This is a genomic window from Microbacterium sp. 69-7, assembly GCF_001897985.1.
Classification (GTDB): domain Bacteria; phylum Actinomycetota; class Actinomycetes; order Actinomycetales; family Microbacteriaceae; genus Microbacterium; species Microbacterium laevaniformans.
This window is the reverse complement of sequence record NZ_MKRU01000016.1, coordinates 1-17115: the sequence shown is the minus strand read 5'-3', so window position 1 is coordinate 17115 and position 17115 is coordinate 1. Positions and strand designations below refer to the sequence as shown.

General features: G+C 68.3%; 19 protein-coding genes. 7 read left to right on the top strand and 12 right to left on the bottom strand.

What is annotated here, in order from left to right:
* From rimM to rpsP, 3 genes are all read right to left on the bottom strand, one after another.
* Positions 1 to 538 (bottom strand): ribosome maturation factor RimM (gene rimM / locus BGN98_RS01695; protein WP_288119147.1); only part of this gene is annotated, 538 nt, incomplete at its 3' end.
* Between the two features lies 1 nt (position 539).
* On the bottom strand, positions 540 to 770 hold the full coding sequence (locus BGN98_RS01690) for an RNA-binding protein (RefSeq protein WP_288119146.1): 231 nt from the start codon (positions 768 to 770) through the stop codon (positions 540 to 542).
* 5 nt (positions 771 to 775) lie between these two features.
* Positions 776 to 1204, bottom strand: a complete 429-nt coding sequence (gene rpsP, locus BGN98_RS01685) for a 30S ribosomal protein S16 (protein ID WP_036285337.1) — start codon at positions 1202 to 1204, stop codon at positions 776 to 778.
* Between the two features lie 183 nt (positions 1205 to 1387).
* On the opposite strand from rpsP, the gene BGN98_RS01680 reads away from it, so the two are divergent.
* Together BGN98_RS01680 and BGN98_RS01675 are read left to right on the top strand one after the other, a co-directional pair.
* Positions 1388 to 2551, top strand: a complete 1164-nt coding sequence (locus tag BGN98_RS01680) for a glutamate--cysteine ligase (RefSeq protein ID WP_036285335.1) — start codon at positions 1388 to 1390, stop codon at positions 2549 to 2551.
* Positions 2552 to 2674: 123 nt separating this feature from the next.
* A complete protein-coding gene (locus BGN98_RS01675; RefSeq protein WP_288119143.1) occupies positions 2675 to 3385 on the top strand; it encodes an SGNH/GDSL hydrolase family protein in 711 nt (236 codons plus the stop codon).
* 4 nt (positions 3386 to 3389) lie between these two features.
* On the opposite strand, the gene ffh is transcribed toward BGN98_RS01675, so the two are convergent.
* Together ffh and BGN98_RS01665 are read right to left on the bottom strand one after the other, a co-directional pair.
* Complete coding sequence (ffh, locus tag BGN98_RS01670; RefSeq protein ID WP_288119141.1) at positions 3390 to 4940, bottom strand: signal recognition particle protein; 1551 nt, start codon at positions 4938 to 4940, stop codon at positions 3390 to 3392.
* Between the two features lie 67 nt (positions 4941 to 5007).
* A complete protein-coding gene (locus BGN98_RS01665; RefSeq protein ID WP_288119139.1) occupies positions 5008 to 5556 on the bottom strand; it encodes a TetR/AcrR family transcriptional regulator in 549 nt (182 codons plus the stop codon).
* Between the two features lie 72 nt (positions 5557 to 5628).
* On the opposite strand from BGN98_RS01665, the gene lipB reads away from it, so the two are divergent.
* On the top strand, positions 5629 to 6276 hold the full coding sequence (lipB, locus tag BGN98_RS01660; RefSeq protein WP_036285323.1) for a lipoyl(octanoyl) transferase LipB: 648 nt from the start codon (positions 5629 to 5631) through the stop codon (positions 6274 to 6276).
* Positions 6273 to 7301, top strand: a complete 1029-nt coding sequence (lipA, locus tag BGN98_RS01655; RefSeq protein ID WP_051498726.1) for a lipoyl synthase — start codon at positions 6273 to 6275, stop codon at positions 7299 to 7301. The genes lipB and lipA overlap by 4 nt, the downstream gene beginning before the upstream one ends.
* Before the next feature lie 24 nt (positions 7302 to 7325).
* Here the strand turns inward: lipA and BGN98_RS01650 are convergent, their stop codons facing one another.
* The 3 genes from BGN98_RS01650 to smc form a co-directional block, all read right to left on the bottom strand.
* A complete protein-coding gene (locus BGN98_RS01650) occupies positions 7326 to 7826 on the bottom strand; it encodes a DUF2004 domain-containing protein (protein WP_036285320.1) in 501 nt (166 codons plus the stop codon).
* 48 nt (positions 7827 to 7874) lie between these two features.
* Positions 7875 to 8747 (bottom strand): signal recognition particle-docking protein FtsY, encoded by an 873-nt coding sequence (gene ftsY / locus BGN98_RS01645; protein ID WP_036285318.1) that lies wholly within the window; start codon positions 8745 to 8747, stop codon positions 7875 to 7877.
* Positions 8748 to 8812: 65 nt separating this feature from the next.
* A complete protein-coding gene (gene smc / locus BGN98_RS01640; RefSeq protein WP_288119137.1) occupies positions 8813 to 12319 on the bottom strand; it encodes a chromosome segregation protein SMC in 3507 nt (1168 codons plus the stop codon).
* A 399-nt stretch (positions 12320 to 12718) separates the two neighbouring features.
* Here smc and BGN98_RS01635 point away from each other — a divergent pair, with 399 nt between their 5' ends.
* The 3 genes from BGN98_RS01635 to BGN98_RS01625 are packed head-to-tail and all read left to right on the top strand — an operon-like array spanning position 12719 to position 15064.
* Complete coding sequence (locus tag BGN98_RS01635; RefSeq protein WP_255266054.1) at positions 12719 to 12850, top strand: hypothetical protein; 132 nt, start codon at positions 12719 to 12721, stop codon at positions 12848 to 12850.
* A gap of 58 nt (positions 12851 to 12908) precedes the next feature.
* Positions 12909 to 13994, top strand: a complete 1086-nt coding sequence (locus tag BGN98_RS01630) for a GNAT family N-acetyltransferase (protein ID WP_288119136.1) — start codon at positions 12909 to 12911, stop codon at positions 13992 to 13994.
* A complete protein-coding gene (locus tag BGN98_RS01625) occupies positions 13991 to 15064 on the top strand; it encodes a GNAT family N-acetyltransferase (protein WP_288119135.1) in 1074 nt (357 codons plus the stop codon). The genes BGN98_RS01630 and BGN98_RS01625 overlap by 4 nt, the downstream gene beginning before the upstream one ends.
* Here BGN98_RS01625 and mutM read toward each other — a convergent pair.
* From mutM to BGN98_RS01605, 4 genes are all read right to left on the bottom strand, one after another.
* Positions 15057 to 15962 carry a bifunctional DNA-formamidopyrimidine glycosylase/DNA-(apurinic or apyrimidinic site) lyase gene (gene mutM / locus BGN98_RS01620; protein WP_288119134.1) on the bottom strand — a complete coding sequence of 302 codons (906 nt, stop codon included), beginning with the start codon at positions 15960 to 15962 and terminating at the stop codon, positions 15057 to 15059. The genes BGN98_RS01625 and mutM overlap by 8 nt on opposite strands.
* Positions 15955 to 16647, bottom strand: coding sequence for a ribonuclease III (gene rnc / locus BGN98_RS01615; protein WP_288119133.1), 693 nt, complete (start codon positions 16645 to 16647; stop codon positions 15955 to 15957). Before rnc ends, mutM begins: the two co-directional genes overlap by 8 nt.
* A gap of 16 nt (positions 16648 to 16663) precedes the next feature.
* Positions 16664 to 16873 carry a 50S ribosomal protein L32 gene (gene rpmF / locus BGN98_RS01610; RefSeq protein WP_005050211.1) on the bottom strand — a complete coding sequence of 70 codons (210 nt, stop codon included), beginning with the start codon at positions 16871 to 16873 and terminating at the stop codon, positions 16664 to 16666.
* 2 nt (positions 16874 to 16875) lie between these two features.
* Positions 16876 to 17115: YceD family protein (locus BGN98_RS01605; RefSeq protein WP_288119129.1), on the bottom strand; the 240-nt coding region annotated here is incomplete at its 5' end.

The window sequence follows — 17115 nt, the reverse complement described above, 5'->3', positions numbered from 1 at the left end:
CGAAGAGTCCGGCGGGCGGGGTGACGGTCACGGTTCCCGCGGCGACATCGACGTCGGGCACGATGGCCGAGACGAAGGGGACGAGGATCTCGGCCTCCGCTTCGTGCGTGCGCACGACGAGGAGATCCTGCGCAGGAAGGTGGTCGACGCGAACGACTCGGCCGACATCGGTGCCATCTCGCAGTACGGTGAGGCCCACCAACTGGTGGTCGTACCAGGCGTCCTCCTCTGCGGAGGGGTTCTCGTCCTGATCGACCCACAGGATCGCGCGCACCATGCTCTCGGCGGCCGTGCGGTCCTCGACATCTTCGAAGAAGACGACCGGGTGGGAGTTCATCCACCGGAACTCGCGCACGGTGACGGTCTTGCCGTGCCACGGCGACGATTCCGGCACCTGAAGCGTGAAGACAGCTCCGGGCACGAAACGGCCGTCGGGATCGTCGGTGTAGAGCTCGAGCTTGAAGGCGCCCTTCAGGCCATGGGCCTTCACGAGACGCCCGACGCGCAGTTGGGTGCGCGCTGGTCCTGCAGCAGCCATCTCAGTCGTCCGCGACATCGACACGCACGCGTGCGCCGTCGGCCAGGGCCGACACGAGCGTCCGCAGGGCCTTGGCCGTGCGTCCGCCGCGCCCGATCACCCGACCTCGATCATCGGGGTGCACGTGCACCTCGAGCACGTCGCCTAGCGGCGACGAAGAGGAACGGATAGTGACATCGTCAGGGTGATCGACGATCCCCTTGACGAGGTGTTCGAGCGCGGCGGAGAGCAACGGACTTACTCTGCGTCGGTCGACTCGGCCTCGGCCGGAGCCTCGACCTCGGCAGCCTCGGCGGCGGGCTCTTCAGCCTTCTTCTCCGCCTTGGGCTTGATGACCGACTTCTTGGCGGCGTCGACCTGGAACTCTTCCTTGGTCGCCGCCGTCTTCACGATGGACACGGCGTCGGCGTCGCCCTTGAAGCGGCCCCAGTCACCGGTGAGCTTGAGCAGCGCGGCGACCTGCTCGGTGGGCTGAGCGCCGACCGAAAGCCAGTACTGCGCACGCTCGGAGTCGACCTCGATGAACGAGGGCTCCTCGGTCGGGTGGTACTTGCCGATCTCCTCGATCACGCGACCGTCGCGCTTGGTGCGCGAGTCGGCGACGACGATGCGGTAGTAGGGGGCGCGGATCTTGCCGAGGCGCTTGAGACGAATCTTGACAGCCACAATTCTCCTGAATGCTGTTGTGAGGTGATGAACGACGCTCGGGCTGTGGGGTGCACACCCGGCGGAGGCTCTAGGGTGGACGTGTTCGCCGGATAGAGGGTCGAGCGGACGGTCCAGCGTCCTATTTTGCCAGATCGTGACGGATGCCGCGAACCATCGCTGTTGGCGTGTCAGACTGTGCCCATGACGGTGCCCTTCGCGACATCCCGCCGTTCCTCTGTCGGCGTCGAATGGGAGCTGATGCTCGCCGACGAGCGCACGGGTGATCTCGTCCCGCGCGCTCCGGAGATCCTTGCAGCCGTCGGCGGCGGAGCCGCCCTCGAGCGTCACACGATCACGGGCGAGCTGCTGACCAACACGATCGAGGTCACCAGTGGTGTCGGCGACACCGTGGCGGCGGTCATCGACGACATCGCCGACGCGATCGCCGAGATCCGTACCGCGACCGACCCGCGCGGCATTGCCCTGCTCTGCGCGGGCAGCCACCCGTTCGCGCAGTGGTACGAGCAGAGTGTCACCGACAAGACCCGATACCACAAGCTCATCGAACGCACGCAGTGGTGGGGGCGAAACATGATGATCTGGGGTATCCACGTCCACGTGGGTGTCGAGGACGTCAACAAGGTCTTCCCGATCATCGGAGCGCTCACCGCGTACCTCCCCCACCTCCAGGCACTGTCGGCGTCGAGTCCGTTCTGGGCTGGTGAGCGCACCGGGTACGCGTCCAATCGCGCGCTCGTGTTCCAGCAGCTTCCCACCGCCGGGCTGCCGTGGCCGCTGACGGAGTGGTCGCAGTACGAGGCGTACCTCGATGACATGGTGCGCACGGGTGTGATGGAGGACGCCACCGAGGTGCGATGGGACATCCGTCCGGCTCCGAAGTGGGGCACGATCGAGGTGCGCGCATGCGACGGCATGTCCACGCTGCCGGAGCTGGCAGCGGTGGCCGCGCTGGTCCAGGTCCTCGTCGAGCACTTCTCGCGCGAGCTGGATGCCGGACGCGAGCTGCCCACGCTGCAGCCGTGGTTCGTCCGGGAGAACAAATGGCGCGCGGCGCGCTACGGCACCCAGGCGCGCGTCATCGTCGACAGGGACGGCACGCAGCGCCCCGTGTCGGAGCACCTGCGCGAGACGATCGATGCCCTGGCCGACGTCGCCGGCGACCTGCACTGCGCTCGCGAGTTCGCCGGCGTCGGGACCATCCTCGACGAGGGCGGCAGCTCGGCGCGTCAGCTGTTGGTCGCCGATGCCGCCGACGGAGATCTTCGCGCCGTGGTCCACCACCTGATCAGAGAATTCCGGGCGGGCCCGACGCTGCACGAACATCTCGCCTCCCGCCTTCTCTGAGGGCGGCCGTCGGGCTCGCGCCGGCGCCGTGATCGGCTCCCGACAAGAGCAGGTCTCGGACAAGGGGCTTTCATATCCCGCCCGACGTAGAGTGACGTGGTGTCCGCCCGCAGGTTCCCCCCGATGATCGCGATTCGCGTTGCCGTCGCCGGCATCGCGGTGGTGACCATGGCGGGATGCAGCGCCTCGGCGCCGGGTCGGAGCGTTCCCGCGTCCCCGGCAGATTCACTGTCGGTGGCCGCGGTCGACGCCGCTCCGTCGCCCCCGCGCGGCAGTGGTGGCCTTGTGGTCACGATCGGCGATTCGATCATGGCTGGGCTCGGTCTCGACGCCGACGAGTCGTGGCCGGCTCTGGTCGCCCGCGACACGGGCGCCGACATCGTGAACCTCGGATGCAGCGGCGCGGGGTTCACGATCATCGGCGACTGCGGTGATGACTACGCCGGCCTCGTTCAGCAGGCGATCGCCCTGCACCCGGCGGTCGTGCTCATCCAGTCCTCGGACAACGACAGCGGCGCCTCGCAGGATGACATCGACGCGTCGACGCGCGCGACGGTTGACGAGTTGCGCGCCGCACTGCCGGACGCGCAGCTGATCGGGATCGCGACGCTGTGGCATTTGGATTGGGATGAGCCCGACGCGATCGGATGGTCCAGCGACGCGCTGCAACGCGCCGTTGCCGAAGACGACGGCGTGTTCCTCTCCCTCGGTCAACCTCTGCGAGGTCGGCCGGAGCTGCTGCAGTGGGACGGCGAGCACCCGAACAGCGACGGGCAGATCGTCCTCAGTGATGCGGTGGAGGCAGCCCTGGACGATGCGGGAATCGTCCTGTGAGGGCTCAGTTCTTGCCGAACAGCTTCTGAATCTCCGCGAGATCGGCCTCGCTCGGCGGCGTCGCGGCGGCACCGAGACCGAAACCCGAGCCTGTCGGAGAGCCCGCGGAGGCGGCGAGCCCCGCGTTCTCCGCAGCACGCTTCGCGGGGTTTCCCGATCGTGAGCCCGCGCGGGACTTCTGCTTCCCGCGTTTCGCAGACGCGCCGGGCTTGCCGCCCATCGGACCCATGCCGGGAATGTTGGGCACACCGCCGCGCGCGACGGTCTTCATCATCTTCGCCGCCTGGTCGAAGCGCTGCACCAGCTGATTGACATCGGTCACCGTCATCCCGGATCCACGCGCGATACGCAGGCGACGGGAGCCGTTGAGCACCTTGGGGTTGCGGCGCTCCCCCGGAGTCATCGAGCGGATGATCGCCTCGGTGCGGTCGATCTCGCGGTCGTCGAAGTTCTCCAGCTGCTGCTTCATCTGGCCCATGCCCGGCAGCATGCCGAGCATCTTCTTCATCGAGCCCATCTTCTTCATCTGCTGAAGCTGGTCGAGGAAGTCCTCGAGGGTGAACTGCTCGGTCGCGAGCTTCTCGGCGACCTTGCGCGCCTCCTCCTCGTCGAAGGCCTGCTGCGCCTGCTCGATGAGCGTCAGGATGTCGCCGAGGTCGAGGATGCGGCTGGCCATGCGGTCGGGATGGAACGCTTCGAGGTCCTCGAGGTTCTCGCCGGTCGATGCGTAGATGATCGGGCGACCCGTCACGGATGCCACCGAGAGTGCCGCGCCGCCGCGTGCGTCGCCGTCGAGCTTGCTCAGCACCACGCCGGTGAAGTCGACGCCGTCCTGGAAGGCCTTGGCCGTGTTGACGGCATCCTGTCCGATCATCGCGTCGATGACGAAGAGCACCTCGTCGGGGTCGGTCGCCGTGCGGATGTCCGCCGCCTGCTTCATCAGCTCGCCATCCACACCGAGCCGGCCGGCGGTGTCGATGATCACCACGTCGTGCTGCTGACGGCGTGCCGTCTCGACGCCGTCGCGCGCGACGCGCACCGGGTCGCCCACGCCGTTGCCCGGCTCGGGTGCGTAGATCGCGGCGCCGGCTCGTTCGGCGACGACCTGCAACTGGTTGACGGCGTTCGGACGCTGGAGGTCGGCGGCGACGAGGAGCGGGGTGTGCCCGTCCTTCTCCAGCTGCCGGGCGAGCTTGCCTGCGAAGGTCGTCTTTCCCGAGCCCTGGAGGCCGGCCAACATGATGACCGTGGGCGGGTTCTTGGCGAACTGCAGTCGGCGCTGCTGTCCGCCGAGGATGGCGACCAGCTCCTCGTTCACGATCTGCACGACCTGCTGGGCAGGGTTGAGGGCCCGGTTGACCTCGTCGCCGAGGGCGCGCTCGCGCACCTTCGCCGTGAAGTCCTTGACGACGACCAACGCCACGTCGGCGTCCAGCAGGGCGCGCCGGATCTCACGGACGGTCCCGTCGACATCGGCGGGGGTGAGCTTGCCCTTCGTGCGAAGGTTGCGGAAAGTCTCTGTCAGCCGGTCGCTGAGGGTGCCGAAAGTCGCCATGATGCCCCGATTCTACGGGAATCCCCTCAGCCGGCTCTGCGCCGCGGCCTCTGGTCGCCGTCGTGCGTCATCGTGACGCGCCTGCGGCCCCGAGCGCGCGGTCGACCAGTCCGCTGAGGGCGGGGCGGGGCGCGTCGGACGCCGCCCAGGCCCAGATGGCGGCGAAGACAGCGGAGGACAGCGCAGCGGCGTGCACGTCGGCCTCGAGGCGCGCCATGCCTGTGGACACCAGGCTGTCGGACACGGCACGGCTGAGGATCCCGGTGCGGATCGCACGCTCGTCGGCGAGCTCGTCCGACAGACCCATCACGGAGCCGTGGATGATGGCCAGCGCGAGGCTGTCGGCTTGGATGTGGACGGCCGCCGCGCGCAGGGCAGCGCTCGGCGCTGCGCCGGCGCGCAGCGCCTCGACCGCGCTGTGGATGGCGTCATCGAGCGCGGCCCACAGAACCGCGGACTTCGACGAGAAGTAGTTGAAGAAGCTCGAGCGGCTCACGCCGGCGCGCTGCGTGATGTCGGCGATCGTCGTCTCGGCGAACCCGCGTTCGAGGAAGAGCTCTGTCGCCGCCTCCGCGATCGTGGAGCGCGACGTGGCGCGCGGGCGGCCGGAGGACATCTGCCCACTGTAGCGTGGCGTATTGTTGGACGCGGTACACAAACCTCGAACTCCCCCGCGAAGGAGCCCACCATGCTCGACGTGCAGACCGTCGGCCTCGCGCCCGACGTCGTCCCTTACACCGATGGATGGGCGCTACAGCGCGAGATCCACGCCGACGTCGTCGCCGGGCAGCGCCCCGACACGCTGCTGCTCCTGGAGCATGAGGCCGTCTTCACCGCGGGTGCGCGCACGGCGCGAAACGAACGGCCCACCGACAGTACGCCGGTCGTCGATGTGGACCGCGGCGGCAAGATCACGTGGCACGGACCCGGCCAGCTCGTCGGCTACCCGATCGTTCGACTCACCGAACCCGTGGACGTCGTCGCCCACGTGCGCCGGCTCGAGCAGATCCTCATCGACGTGCTGGACACGCTGGGCGTCGACGGCTACCGCGTCGAGGGACGCTCCGGCGTCTGGGTGCGCCGCCCGCTCTCCGAGGACAAGATCGCAGCGATCGGCGTCCGCGTCCAGCGCGGCGTCACGATGCATGGCTTCGCCCTCAACTGCGACAACTCGCTTCGTCCTTTCTCCCAGATCGTGCCGTGCGGCATCTCGGATGCCGGGGTGACGACCATCAGCGAGGTGCTGGGTCGCGACGTCTCTCCCGCCGCTGTGCTCGACACGGTCGCCGATGCCTTCCGCGCATCGTTCGCCGCGTCCGGGGAGGTCGCCGCATGAGCGCCTGCGGGGTCACGCCGGGCGGGGCTGATGCCGGTCCCGCGAACGCGCCGGAAGGGCGCAAGCTCCTGCGGCTTGAGGTGCGCAATGCGCAGACACCGATCGAGCGCAAGCCCGAGTGGATTCGCACGAAGGCGAAGATGGGACCCGAGTACCAGGCCTTGCAGTCGCTCGTGAAGGGAGAGGGGCTGCACACGGTCTGCCAGGAAGCGGGATGTCCCAACATCTACGAGTGCTGGGAGGATCGGGAGGCCACCTTCCTGATCGGTGGGTCGCAGTGCACGCGGCGCTGCGACTTCTGCCAGATCGATACCGGCAAGCCGGCCGACTACGACACGGACGAGCCGCGACGCGTCGCCGACAGCGTGCGTCGGATGCAGCTGCGCTACGCCACCGTCACGTGCGTCGCGCGCGACGACCTCCCGGATGGCGGCGCCTGGCTCAATGCCGAGACCATCCGGCAGATCCATGCCGTCAATCCGGGAACCGGCGTCGAACTGCTCGCCACGGACTTCAACGGGGAGCCTCGTCTCCTCGATGAGGTGTTCGCGGCTCGTCCCGAGGTCTTCGCGCACAACGTCGAGACCGTTCCCCGCATCTTCAAGCGCATTCGGCCCGCCTTCCGGTACGAGCGCTCGCTCGACGTGCTCACGCAGGCGCGAGCCGCAGGGCTGATCACGAAGTCGAACCTCATCCTCGGCATGGGCGAGGAGCCGGAGGAGGTCATCCAGGCCCTCCAGGACCTGCACGAGGCCGGCACCGACATCATCACGATCACTCAGTACCTGCGGCCCTCGCCTCGGCACCTTCCGGTTGCGAGGTGGGTGAAGCCGGACGAGTTCGTGGCGTTCAAGCAGGAGGCAGAGCGGATCGGCTTCCTCGGTGTTCTGGCCGGTCCCCTGGTTCGATCGTCCTACCGGGCGGGGCGACTGTGGGCCCAGTCGATGGTCGCCAAGGGGCGGGAGATCCCGGCACACCTGTCGCACCTCGCCGACACCGAGCTCGGCTTCGCGCAAGCGGTGTAAGGCGCGCGGCACCGCGGACGACGGTCAGTCGGCGCTGGTGACCGACTGCACGTCGCCGTCGCTGGTCAGGTTCACCAGCAGCACTTCATCGGTGGCGTCGGGGTCGAGGGCGTACTCGAGGACGGCGAAGGGATCCGTTCCACCGTGCTCGTCGGCGAGGATCGTCATGCTCACGAGCTGCAGCGACCGGATGATGTCGATGTGCGTGTCGCCGGAGATGTCAACGAGGACGTCTTCCAGATCCTCTCCCAGCGCCTCCTGCTGCTGAAGGAGGTACTCGGTGACCTCGCTGGTACGGTCGTCGAGCTCGGCCACCATCGCGTTGCGGGCCTGCAGGTCGATCTGCTCCAGCGCATGGATCAAGGCGGCCGCGACATCGAGTGCGGCAGCGGAGACGTCGTCCTGATCGGGTGCGGTCAGATCGACGGTGACCCGCTGGTCGGCGAAGTCGACGACCTCGGACCAGAAGATGGATCCGTCCGGGCCGGACTCCAACAGCCCGAAGTAGTCGTGCTCGATCGCCATGACCCTATGCAACCATCCTCGGCGTCCGTGCGCGACCCCGCCGCGCCATCAGTCGACGAGCGCGGACGCGAACACGTGCGGGGTGAAGCCGGTGAGGTCACCGATGCCTTCACCCTGGCCGAGGAGCTTGACGGGGATGCCGGTGCGTTCTTGAACGGCGAGAACGAAGCCGCCCTTGGCCGAACCGTCGAGCTTCGTGATCACGAGACCGGTGACGCCGGCGTGCTGGAGGAAGGCCTCGGCCTGCATGACGCCGTTCTGCCCCGTGGTCGCATCGAGAACGAGCAGCACCTCGCTGATGGGCGCCTGCTTCTCGATGACGCGGCGGATCTTCGTGAGCTCGTCCATGAGCCCACCCTTCGTGTGGAGGCGTCCGGCGGTGTCGACGAGGACGATCTCGACACCGTTCTGCTTGGCGTAGTCGATGGTCTGGAAGGCGACCGATGCCGGGTCCTGGCCCTCGTGCTGGGGGCGGACGATCGCAGCTCCCCCCCGCTCTGCCCACGTGGCCAGCTGATCGACGGCCGCAGCGCGAAAGGTGTCGGCGGCGCCGACGACGACGGAACGACCATAGCGCTGGAGGAACTTCGCGAACTTGCCGATCGTGGTCGTCTTGCCGACGCCGTTGACTCCCACGACGAGGACCACCGCAGGGCGCTCGGTGAGCCGGAGCGTCGTGTCGAACTTCGCGAAATGCTCTTCGAGAGTCTCTTTGAGCATCCGCTGGAGGTCACGCGGATCCGTCGTGCGGAACCGCTCGACCTTCTCTCGGAGCTCGTCGATGATCCGCTCGGTGATGTCAGGACCGAAGTCGGCGGTAAGCAGTGCCGTTTCCAGATCGTCCCACGTGTTGTCGTCGATCGTCGGCTTCACAAACATGCCGCGCAGAGCGCGGCCGAGCGACCAGGAGTTCTCCGCCATGACTTCAGCCTACGGGTCGGCGCGCTCCACCCCTCTCGCCGCGACGTACGCCGGCGTTCTGGGGATCACGCGTCGGCGCGTTCGCGGACGCGCTGACCGACCACCGCGGAAACGCCGTCCTGCCGCATCGAGACCCCGTAGAGCGCGTCCGCGATCTCCATCGTGCGCTTCTGATGGGTGATCACAATCAGCTGGCTGGACGCGCGGAGCTTCTCGAACACGCCGAGCAGTCTGCCGAGATTGGCGTCGTCGAGGGCGGCTTCGACCTCGTCGAGGATGTAGAACGGGCTCGGTCGCGCCATGAAGATCGCGGTCAGCAGCGCGACGGCGGCGAGAGAGCGCTCTCCGCCGGACAGCAGCGACAGACGCTCGATCTTCTTGCCGACCGGACGCACCGAGACCTCGATCCCCGTCGTCAGAGGATTGTCCGGGTCGGTCAGGGAGATGCTGCCGGAGCCGCCCGGGAACAGAATCGGGAACACCTCGCCGAAAGCGACGCGCGTGTCTTCGAAGGCCCCGAGGAAGATGGTCTGCATGCGTTCGTCGAGATCCGCGATGATCGTCTGCAGGTCGGAGCGCGTCTGCACGAGATCGGCGAGCTGCTCGGTGAGGAACGCGTGCCGCTGCTCGAGCGCGGCATACTCCTCGAGCGCGAGCGGATTGACGCGCCCGAGCTGGCCGAGCTTGCGCTCGGCATCCTGCAGTCTCTTGCGCTGCGCCGCCCGGTCGTACACCACGCCCTCTTCGCCTTCGTCCGGGGGCAGAGGAACGTCGGGGCCGTATTCCGCAACCAGAATATGTTCGTCGAGGCTCAACTCGGATCGGACGCGGTCCAGCACACTCGTGACGTGCAGGCGTTTCTCGTGCATCTGCAACTCGAGTCCGTGGACGCTTTCGGTGAGTCGCCCGAGCCGCTCGCGCGCGGTCGCCTCCTCGGCGCGCAGTGAGGTCAGTTCGGCGGTCAGCGCGGTGCGTGCCTGCTCGGCGAGCTGAAGCTCCACGCGTGCCTGGGTGACCGAACGATCGACCGAGTCCAGTACCGGCGGCAGCGCATCTGCGACCTCGGCCGCGAGCGCCCGCTGTGCACGACGGATCACGGCGCGACGGGCGGCCTCCGCCGCCGCCGCGCGCTCACGTTCCCGCTGGCGCACGAGCTGATCGACACGTCCCTCTCCGGCGCGCACGCGCTCGCGCAGCGTCTCGACATCCAGACGTGCGCGCATCTCGCGGTCGCGCGCACTCTCCAGAGCGTCGAGCAGACCGTCACGCGCGGAGGCGTCCAGGATGGGACGGGGAGCCTGCTGGGCACCCTCGAAGGCGTCGTTGGCGACGCGTGCTGCTCTCTCGGCATCCGCGACCGCGGACGACGCCTGAGCAAGCCCGGCCTCCAACCGCTCGCACTCCGCGACGGCTGCCTCATGACGCACGGTGGCGCGGTTGACCTGCTCGGTGTGCGCCGCCAGGGCGGCATCGTGTTCGCGCAGGCTCTGAAGCGCATCCTTCGTCCGCGCCCGTGCGTCGTTCCAGGTCGTCTGGGCGTCCGAGAGAGCCTCGCGGAGCGAGTCTGCGACGACCGTGATCTCCGCGAGGCGTTCGGCGGCGGCATCTCGCTCCGCCGCCAACTCCAGCCGCGAGCGTCCGGCCCCGGAGCCGGCGTGGATCGTGTAGGACGTCACCCGCTCGCCCGCACGCGTGACGATCGTCGTCGCGGCATCCGGAACGTCGATGATCCTGCGGCGAACGGCGTGCGCGGAATCGAGGTCGTCGACGATCAGGACACGGGCGAGGATGCCGAGGATGCCGGCCGGTGCAGTCACCACCTCCGCAGCGGCGATCGCTCCCTCGGGGATCGCCGCCGCCGGCGCGCCCGCTTCCACGTCGGCGATCGTGATGTCGAGCCGTCCGAGATCGGCGTCGCGCGCAGCGCGAGCGGCGGCGATACCCGCGTCGATGTCGTCGACGAGCAGGCCCTCCGCGAGCGCACCCAGCGCGGCGGCGATCGCCGCTTCGTATCCCGAGCGCACCTTGAGCGCGTCGCCGACCAGGCCGCGGATGCCGGCGCCTCCGACCGCGATCATCTCGGCCGCGGCGTTGCGGACATCCAGCGCCCGTCCGAGCGCCGCGGTCTGCGCCGTGAGCGATTCGCGTTCGCGTTCGGCGGCGTGAAGCCGCTCACGGATCGCCCCGACCTCGTTCTCGGCGGCGGTGGCGTCGTGCTGCGCACGCTCGTAAGCGGCAGCGTGCTCGGCAGAGGATCCCTCGGTCACCAGTTCGGGATCGACCCCTGCGAGTGCCTCTTCCGCTTCTGCGCGCCGCGCCAGGGCCGCGTCGAGCGCACGCTGCTGGCGTTCGACGCCCGCGCGCACGGCCTCCAGGCGGGATGCTGCGGCATCTGCGGCTCCGCGGAGTTTCGTGATGCGCATGTCGTGCGCGGACACGAGCGCGCTCTGGGCGGCGATGTCGGAGTCGAGCGCGTCGAGTTCGGCACGTGCCCGCATCACGTCGCGCGCGGCCGCCTCCGCGGCATCCTGGGCGCCTCCGAGTCCGGCCGAGATCTCATCGATATCGGCCCGTGCCTCGTCGATCGCGGCCTGGCTGACCGTGGCGACCTCGATCCCGAGCGTGCCGTCGTCTTCGAGCAGAGCGAGACGCTGGCCCGCGAGCGAGAAGAGACCGCGCAGTCGCTCCTGCACGCGTTCCAAACCGAAGGCGACCGCCCGCGCCGCATCCACGGCTTCCGAGCGCTGCTGTGCCTCCAGCGCCTCGATGCGCAGCTTCAGCTGCTCCGACTGATCCTGCAGCACGAGGCGCTCGGCGCTGCGCTCCTGCTCGGTGCGGGCGTGGTCGGCGAGCTGCGCACGCAGACCGACCAGTTCATCAGCGAACAGGCGGGCCTTGGCATCACGCACCACTGCCGCGATCGTCGCCGCCTCGCGAGCGATCTCCGCCTGCTTGCCGAGCGGCTTCAGCTGTCGACGCAGCTCTCCGGCAAGGTCGCTGAGTCGCGTGAGATTCGCCTCCATCGCTTCGAGCTTGCGAAGAGTCTTCTCCTTGCGTCGACGATGCTTCAGAATGCCGGCGGCCTCCTCTACGAAGCCGCGACGGTCCTCGGGGCTCGCTTGCAGCACGCTGTCCAGACGGCCCTGGCCCACGATCACGTGCATCTCGCGCCCGAGCCCGGAGTCGCTCAACAGCTCCTGCACATCGAGCAGGCGGCAGCTTGCACCGTTGATCGCGTACTCACTGGTTCCGTTGCGGAACAGCGTGCGGCTGATCGTGACCTCGCTGTACTCGATCGGCAGCGCCCCGTCGCTGTTGTCAATCGTCAACTGCACCTCGGCACGGCCGAGCGGACCGCGCGTAGAGGTGCCCGCGAAGATGACGTCTTCCATCTTCCCTCCGCGAAGGGTCTTCGCGCCCTGCTCGCCCATGACCCACGCGAGAGCGTCGACCACGTTCGACTTGCCGGAACCGTTCGGACCGACGATGCAGGTGACGCCGGGCTCGAGCGCGAAAGTGGTCGGTTGCGCGAACGACTTGAAGCCTTTGAGCGTCAGGCTCTTCAGGTGCATCCGCGGGTCCTCCTGGGTGATCGTCCACCCACGCTAGCGGAACGACACGCGGATCCTCGCTTGACGCGCGTCGAGAACACCCGCTATCGTCACAGATCGCGTCTGAAGTCGAGAAAGGAGGTCCCCGACATGATTCGTATGAACGCCACCGGCCGCATCGCATCCGCGATGCGTTCCTTCTGGTTCCGTGAGCCCGCGGGGGCCGTCTCCTTCGACGCCTTCCGCGGCGCCTGCTGACGCGATCAGAGGAGAACTCCGCCCTCGCCTCGTCGAGGTGCGAGTTCGCTCTCGCACACAGCCTTCCGGCACCCACGTCTTCTCGTTGCGTGTGCCCCCGCCGCAGCCCGGCCTCTCACTCTGCCCGCCGCGCATCCGCGCGCACCCACCGAAAGCACCACGATGCATACCTTCATCGCGTCGGTCCTGCACGCCAACGACCCCGAACGCCGCCGCATCCGTCTCGCCGAGCGCGAGCGCGAGCAGCGCGAGCTCGAGTGGCAGCGTCGCCGACAGATCCTTCCGTACCTCTGATCCGCCCCGGGCCGGGGCGTCCGACCGCGACGCCCCGGCCCCATCTCAAGGACATCTCATGACCACCACGATTCCCGGACCCCAGTTCCGCCCCCTCACGATCCCTGCCTCCATGGATGCCGGCGACGCCGCCGACTTCCGCGAGTTCACCCGCGTACGCAACCTCGTCTATCGCGAGATCGCCGGCAACGACGACGACGCGATGACGCCGGAAGAACTGCTGCCGCATTACCAGCCGGATCCGAACGAGATCCGTCATGCGTGGGCGGTGATCGTCGACGGCGAGTTCGTCGGTCGCGTCGGCGTCGATCTGCCGCTGGAAGACGGATCTCGCACCGCCTTCTGGCTTGTCGAACTGCTCCGCTCGCACCACGGGCGCGGCATCGGATCGGCCGGCTACGCCCTGATCGAGCAGACCGCACGCGAACACGATCGCACGATCCTGCAGTCGTGGGCGCAGCATCCGGATGCCCACGGCGAGCGGTTGAGTGCACCCACCGGCTACGGAACGATTCCGCGCGACCATGCGGCGCGCTTCTACCTGCGCCACGGCTACACCCTGGAACAGATTGAGCGTCAGAGCGAGCTGATCCTCGCGGGCGCCGACACGAACATCGAGCGCCTGCTCACCGAGGCCGTGACGGCATCGGGCGGATACCGCGTCGTCCAATGGCAGGGCGTGACGCCGGCGGCGCATGTCGAGGCGTACGCCTGGATGAAATCCCGCATGTCGACGGACGCACCGAGCGCCGATCTCGACTTCGACGAGGAGAACTGGGATGCCGAGCGGGTCGCTCGCCACGACGCCAAGTACGTCGAGTCCGGCCGCACCAAACTCGTCACGGCGGCCCAGCATATCGACAGCGGTCACCTGGTGGCGTTCAACGAGCTCGTCCTCGGCACCGATGCGACCGGTCCGAGTCACCAGGAGGACACCCTGGTGCTTCGCGAGCACCGAGGCCATCGGCTCGGACAGCTCGTCAAGTGCGCGGGCCTGCAGACGTGGCGCCGCGACGTCGCCCCGCAGTCGCCGAAGGTCATCACCTACAACGCGGAGGAGAACCGGCCGATGCTCGACATCAACGAGAGAATCGGCTTCGTGCCCGTCGCCTACAACGGGGCATGGAAGAAGGTGCTGACGTGATCGATGTCACCGTCCGCTCCATCCGGGTACCGCACTCGATCGATGCGCCGGAGATCGTGGACCTCGAGGCGGTGCGGCAATTGCGCAATGCGCACGCCGCTCACGTGCATGGCTCGAGCGCCTATGACCTGACGCTCCCTCAGGTTCTGGCCGCGTGGCAGGATCAGTCGGATCGCCCGGTGATCGGACGTCTCGCGGAGCGCAACGGCCTCATCCTCGGTACGGCGAGCGTCGACCATCTTCCCGATGCGCAGTCTCGGACCGCGGGCGTGATGGTACGTGTGCACGCACAACACCGCCGTCAGGGCATCGGCACGCGTCTGCTGCGCGAGGCCGAGACCATCGCAGCCGAGTTGGGCCGCTCGGTGCTGCAGTCCTGGACCGAACACAGGCATTCCGGCGGTGCGGGCCTGCGGGCATCGACCGGATTCGGATCCGTGCCCCGCGATGCGACGGCGATGTTCGCACGGAGACGGGGGTTCCGGTTGGAGCAGGTCTATCGTCAGAGCACCCTCGACCTCAGGTCCACTGCCCTTCACACGGATGCGCTCTGCGCGCGTGCGCGCACCCACGCCGGCGACGACTATCGCTACCTGTTCTGGCTCTCGCCCACGCCCGCAGCTCTTGCGCCCGCGTTGGCCGACCTCAAGTCGCGAATGGCCACCGACGCCCCCTCGGGCAACGTCGACGTCGAAGACGGCGAGTGGGATGCCGCGCGCATCGCACGCATCGAGGCACACGACGCCGTCGGCGGTGTGCGGCGCCTGATCGGGGCGGTGCGGCATGAGCCGTCAGGAGTGCCCGTCGCGCTGAACGAGCTGAACGTCTCACCGGCCGATCCGACGATCGCGCACCAGAACGACACCCTCGTACGCGCGGAACATCGCGGTCGCCGGCTGGGCACGTGGGTCAAGTGCGCGACCCTCGCGCGCCTGCGCGAGCTCTTTCCGCAGGTGACGCACGTCGAGACCTACAACGCCGAGGAGAATGAACCAATGCTCGTCATCAACGAGGCCATCGGGTTCACGCCGGTGTCCTGTGCCGGCGAGTGGCAGAAGCGTCTCAGCTAAGCCGCTGGCAGCGTGGACAGTAGTGGCTGGACCGGTTCATGAACGATGCGCGCACGATGGGACGTCCGCATCGCGGGCAGGGCAAGCCGTCCCTGCCGTAGACGTTGAGCGAATGAGCGAAGTAGCCGGCCTGACCGTTGACATTCACATACTGCGCGTCGAAGCTGGTTCCGCCTTCGGCCAGGGCCTTCAGCAGCACGGCCCGCACCTCGGCGAACAGGCGGGTCACGTCGCGCTCGTTGAGGGCAGCGGCGGCCGACTCGGGGTGGATCCGCGCAGCCCACAGCGCCTCATCCGCGTAGATGTTCCCGACGCCGCTGAGCACGGTCTGATCGAGAAGCACGCGTTTGATCGCGGAACGCTTCGCCCGCACGCGATCCCGGACGGCGGCGTCATCGAAGGCGTCATCGAGCGGGTCTCGCCCGATGTGGGCGACTTGCGAGGGGACGAGCGCCTCGGCGCTCCCCCACCCGCCGGCATGGCCGTCGGCGGTGGGCACCAGTTCGTCGATCGCGAGGGATCCGAAGGTCCGCTGGTCCGAGAAAACCACGGCGAGCTCTCCGTGCTCAGGGTGATCGATATCGATGCGCACGCGTTCGTGACGCTCCGCAGGCGCGCCCGGAGCACGCAGCAGCATCTGACCGCTCATCCCGAGGTGGGCGATGATCGCACGACGGGCCGTAGCGGATGCCGGAGCCAACGGCATCCACAGGAACTTCCCGCGCCGCGCCACACTCGTCACCCGTCGACCCACCAGCTCGCGTTCGAACGAGACGGCGTCGCCGTCGTGGCGCGTCAGCGCTCGCGGGTCCCCCGCATCGACCCCGACGATGCGGGCGCCGGCAAGCGCCGGGGCGAGTCCAGCGCGGACGACTTCGACTTCGGGAAGCTCAGGCACGATCGCTGAGAAGGCGCCAGAGCGTCAGCGCCGCCGCCATCTCCGCCTGCTTCTTGCTGGACCCGACGCCCGCCGCAGACGCCTCGCCGACGCTCACCGTCGCGGTGAACACGCGATCGTGATCAGGGCCTTCGGCGGTGATCACGTACGACGGCGGCGCGAGGGTGAGCCGCGCTGCGAGCTCCTGGAGGCTCGTCTTCGGATCCATCGCGGCGCCGTAGCGGTCGGGGTCCGCCATCAGCGGCTCGACGAGGCGCAGCACGAGTGCCGTGGCCGCTTCCGGCCCGGAGGAGAGGAATGTGGCGCCGATGACCGCTTCCATCGTGTCGGCGAGGATCGAGTCCTTGTCGCGCCCACCGGTCTGATCCTCACCGCGTCCGAGACGCAGGTGCGCGCCCAGGTCGATACCGCGGGCGACCTCGGCGAGAGCGACGGTGGAGACCACGCTCGCCCGGCGCTTGGCCAGGGCACCCTCCTCCAGTTCAGGGTGCGTCAAGAACAGGTGCACCGTCACCGCTTGACCGAGGATCGAGTCCCCGAGGAACTCCAGTCTCTCGTTGTGCGGGATCCCGCCGTTCTCGTAGGCGAACGAGCGGTGCGTCAGCGCAACCGACAGAAGCTCGGGGTCGATATCGACCCCGAGCTTGTCGGAGAGCACACGGTGCTCGATCACGGCATCCGCCATCAGATGGCCGCCGCGATCAGATGTCTGCGACCTTGCGGCCCTTGTATTCGAGGAACAGCTCGGTACCCTGCGAGTCGGTGACGACCTTCGCCTGGTGGGGACGGCTGTAGACGACCTTGCCGTTCTCGACGGTCTTGACGAGCGTGGGCGCCTCGGCCTTCCACTGTGCGCGACGCGAACGAGTGTTGGAGCGGGAGACCTTCCGCTTCGGGGGGTTACCTGCCATGGCTAGCTCTTCTCTGTATCGGTGGCGACGCGGCTCGAGGCCTCGTCGTCAGGGTCTGGGGTGAGGGCCTTCAGCGCGGCCCAGCGCTCGTCGATCGGGATCTCCGGCACGGTTCCTGCGGCCAGCCTCTCACCCGTGATGGGGTCGAGCCCCGGGCAGTCCGGCTGGCACACCGGCTGGAATGGAAGCGAGAGGACGATCGCATCCCTGACCGGAGTTTCAAGATCCACGTGGTCGTCTTG

Excerpts from the sequence above, each read along its gene's own strand:
- BGN98_RS01680 (WP_036285335.1), top strand. The coding sequence starts at position 1,388 with ATGACGGTGCCCTTCGCGACATCCCGCCGTTCCTCTGTCGGCGTCGAA.
- BGN98_RS01675 (WP_288119143.1), top strand. The coding sequence starts at position 2,675 with ATGATCGCGATTCGCGTTGCCGTCGCCGGCATCGCGGTGGTGACCATG.
- ffh (WP_288119141.1), bottom strand. The coding sequence starts at position 4,940 with ATGGCGACTTTCGGCACCCTCAGCGACCGGCTGACAGAGACTTTCCGC.
- BGN98_RS01665 (WP_288119139.1), bottom strand. The coding sequence starts at position 5,556 with ATGTCCTCCGGCCGCCCGCGCGCCACGTCGCGCTCCACGATCGCGGAG.
- lipB (WP_036285323.1), top strand. The coding sequence starts at position 5,629 with ATGCTCGACGTGCAGACCGTCGGCCTCGCGCCCGACGTCGTCCCTTAC.
- lipA (WP_051498726.1), top strand. The coding sequence starts at position 6,273 with ATGAGCGCCTGCGGGGTCACGCCGGGCGGGGCTGATGCCGGTCCCGCG.
- BGN98_RS01650 (WP_036285320.1), bottom strand. The coding sequence starts at position 7,826 with ATGGCGATCGAGCACGACTACTTCGGGCTGTTGGAGTCCGGCCCGGAC.
- ftsY (WP_036285318.1), bottom strand. The coding sequence starts at position 8,747 with ATGGCGGAGAACTCCTGGTCGCTCGGCCGCGCTCTGCGCGGCATGTTT.
- smc (WP_288119137.1), bottom strand. The coding sequence starts at position 12,319 with ATGCACCTGAAGAGCCTGACGCTCAAAGGCTTCAAGTCGTTCGCGCAA.
- BGN98_RS01635 (WP_255266054.1), top strand. The coding sequence starts at position 12,719 with ATGCATACCTTCATCGCGTCGGTCCTGCACGCCAACGACCCCGAACGC.
- BGN98_RS01630 (WP_288119136.1), top strand. The coding sequence starts at position 12,909 with ATGACCACCACGATTCCCGGACCCCAGTTCCGCCCCCTCACGATCCCT.
- rnc (WP_288119133.1), bottom strand. The coding sequence starts at position 16,647 with ATGGCGGATGCCGTGATCGAGCACCGTGTGCTCTCCGACAAGCTCGGG.
- rpmF (WP_005050211.1), bottom strand. The coding sequence starts at position 16,873 with ATGGCAGGTAACCCCCCGAAGCGGAAGGTCTCCCGCTCCAACACTCGT.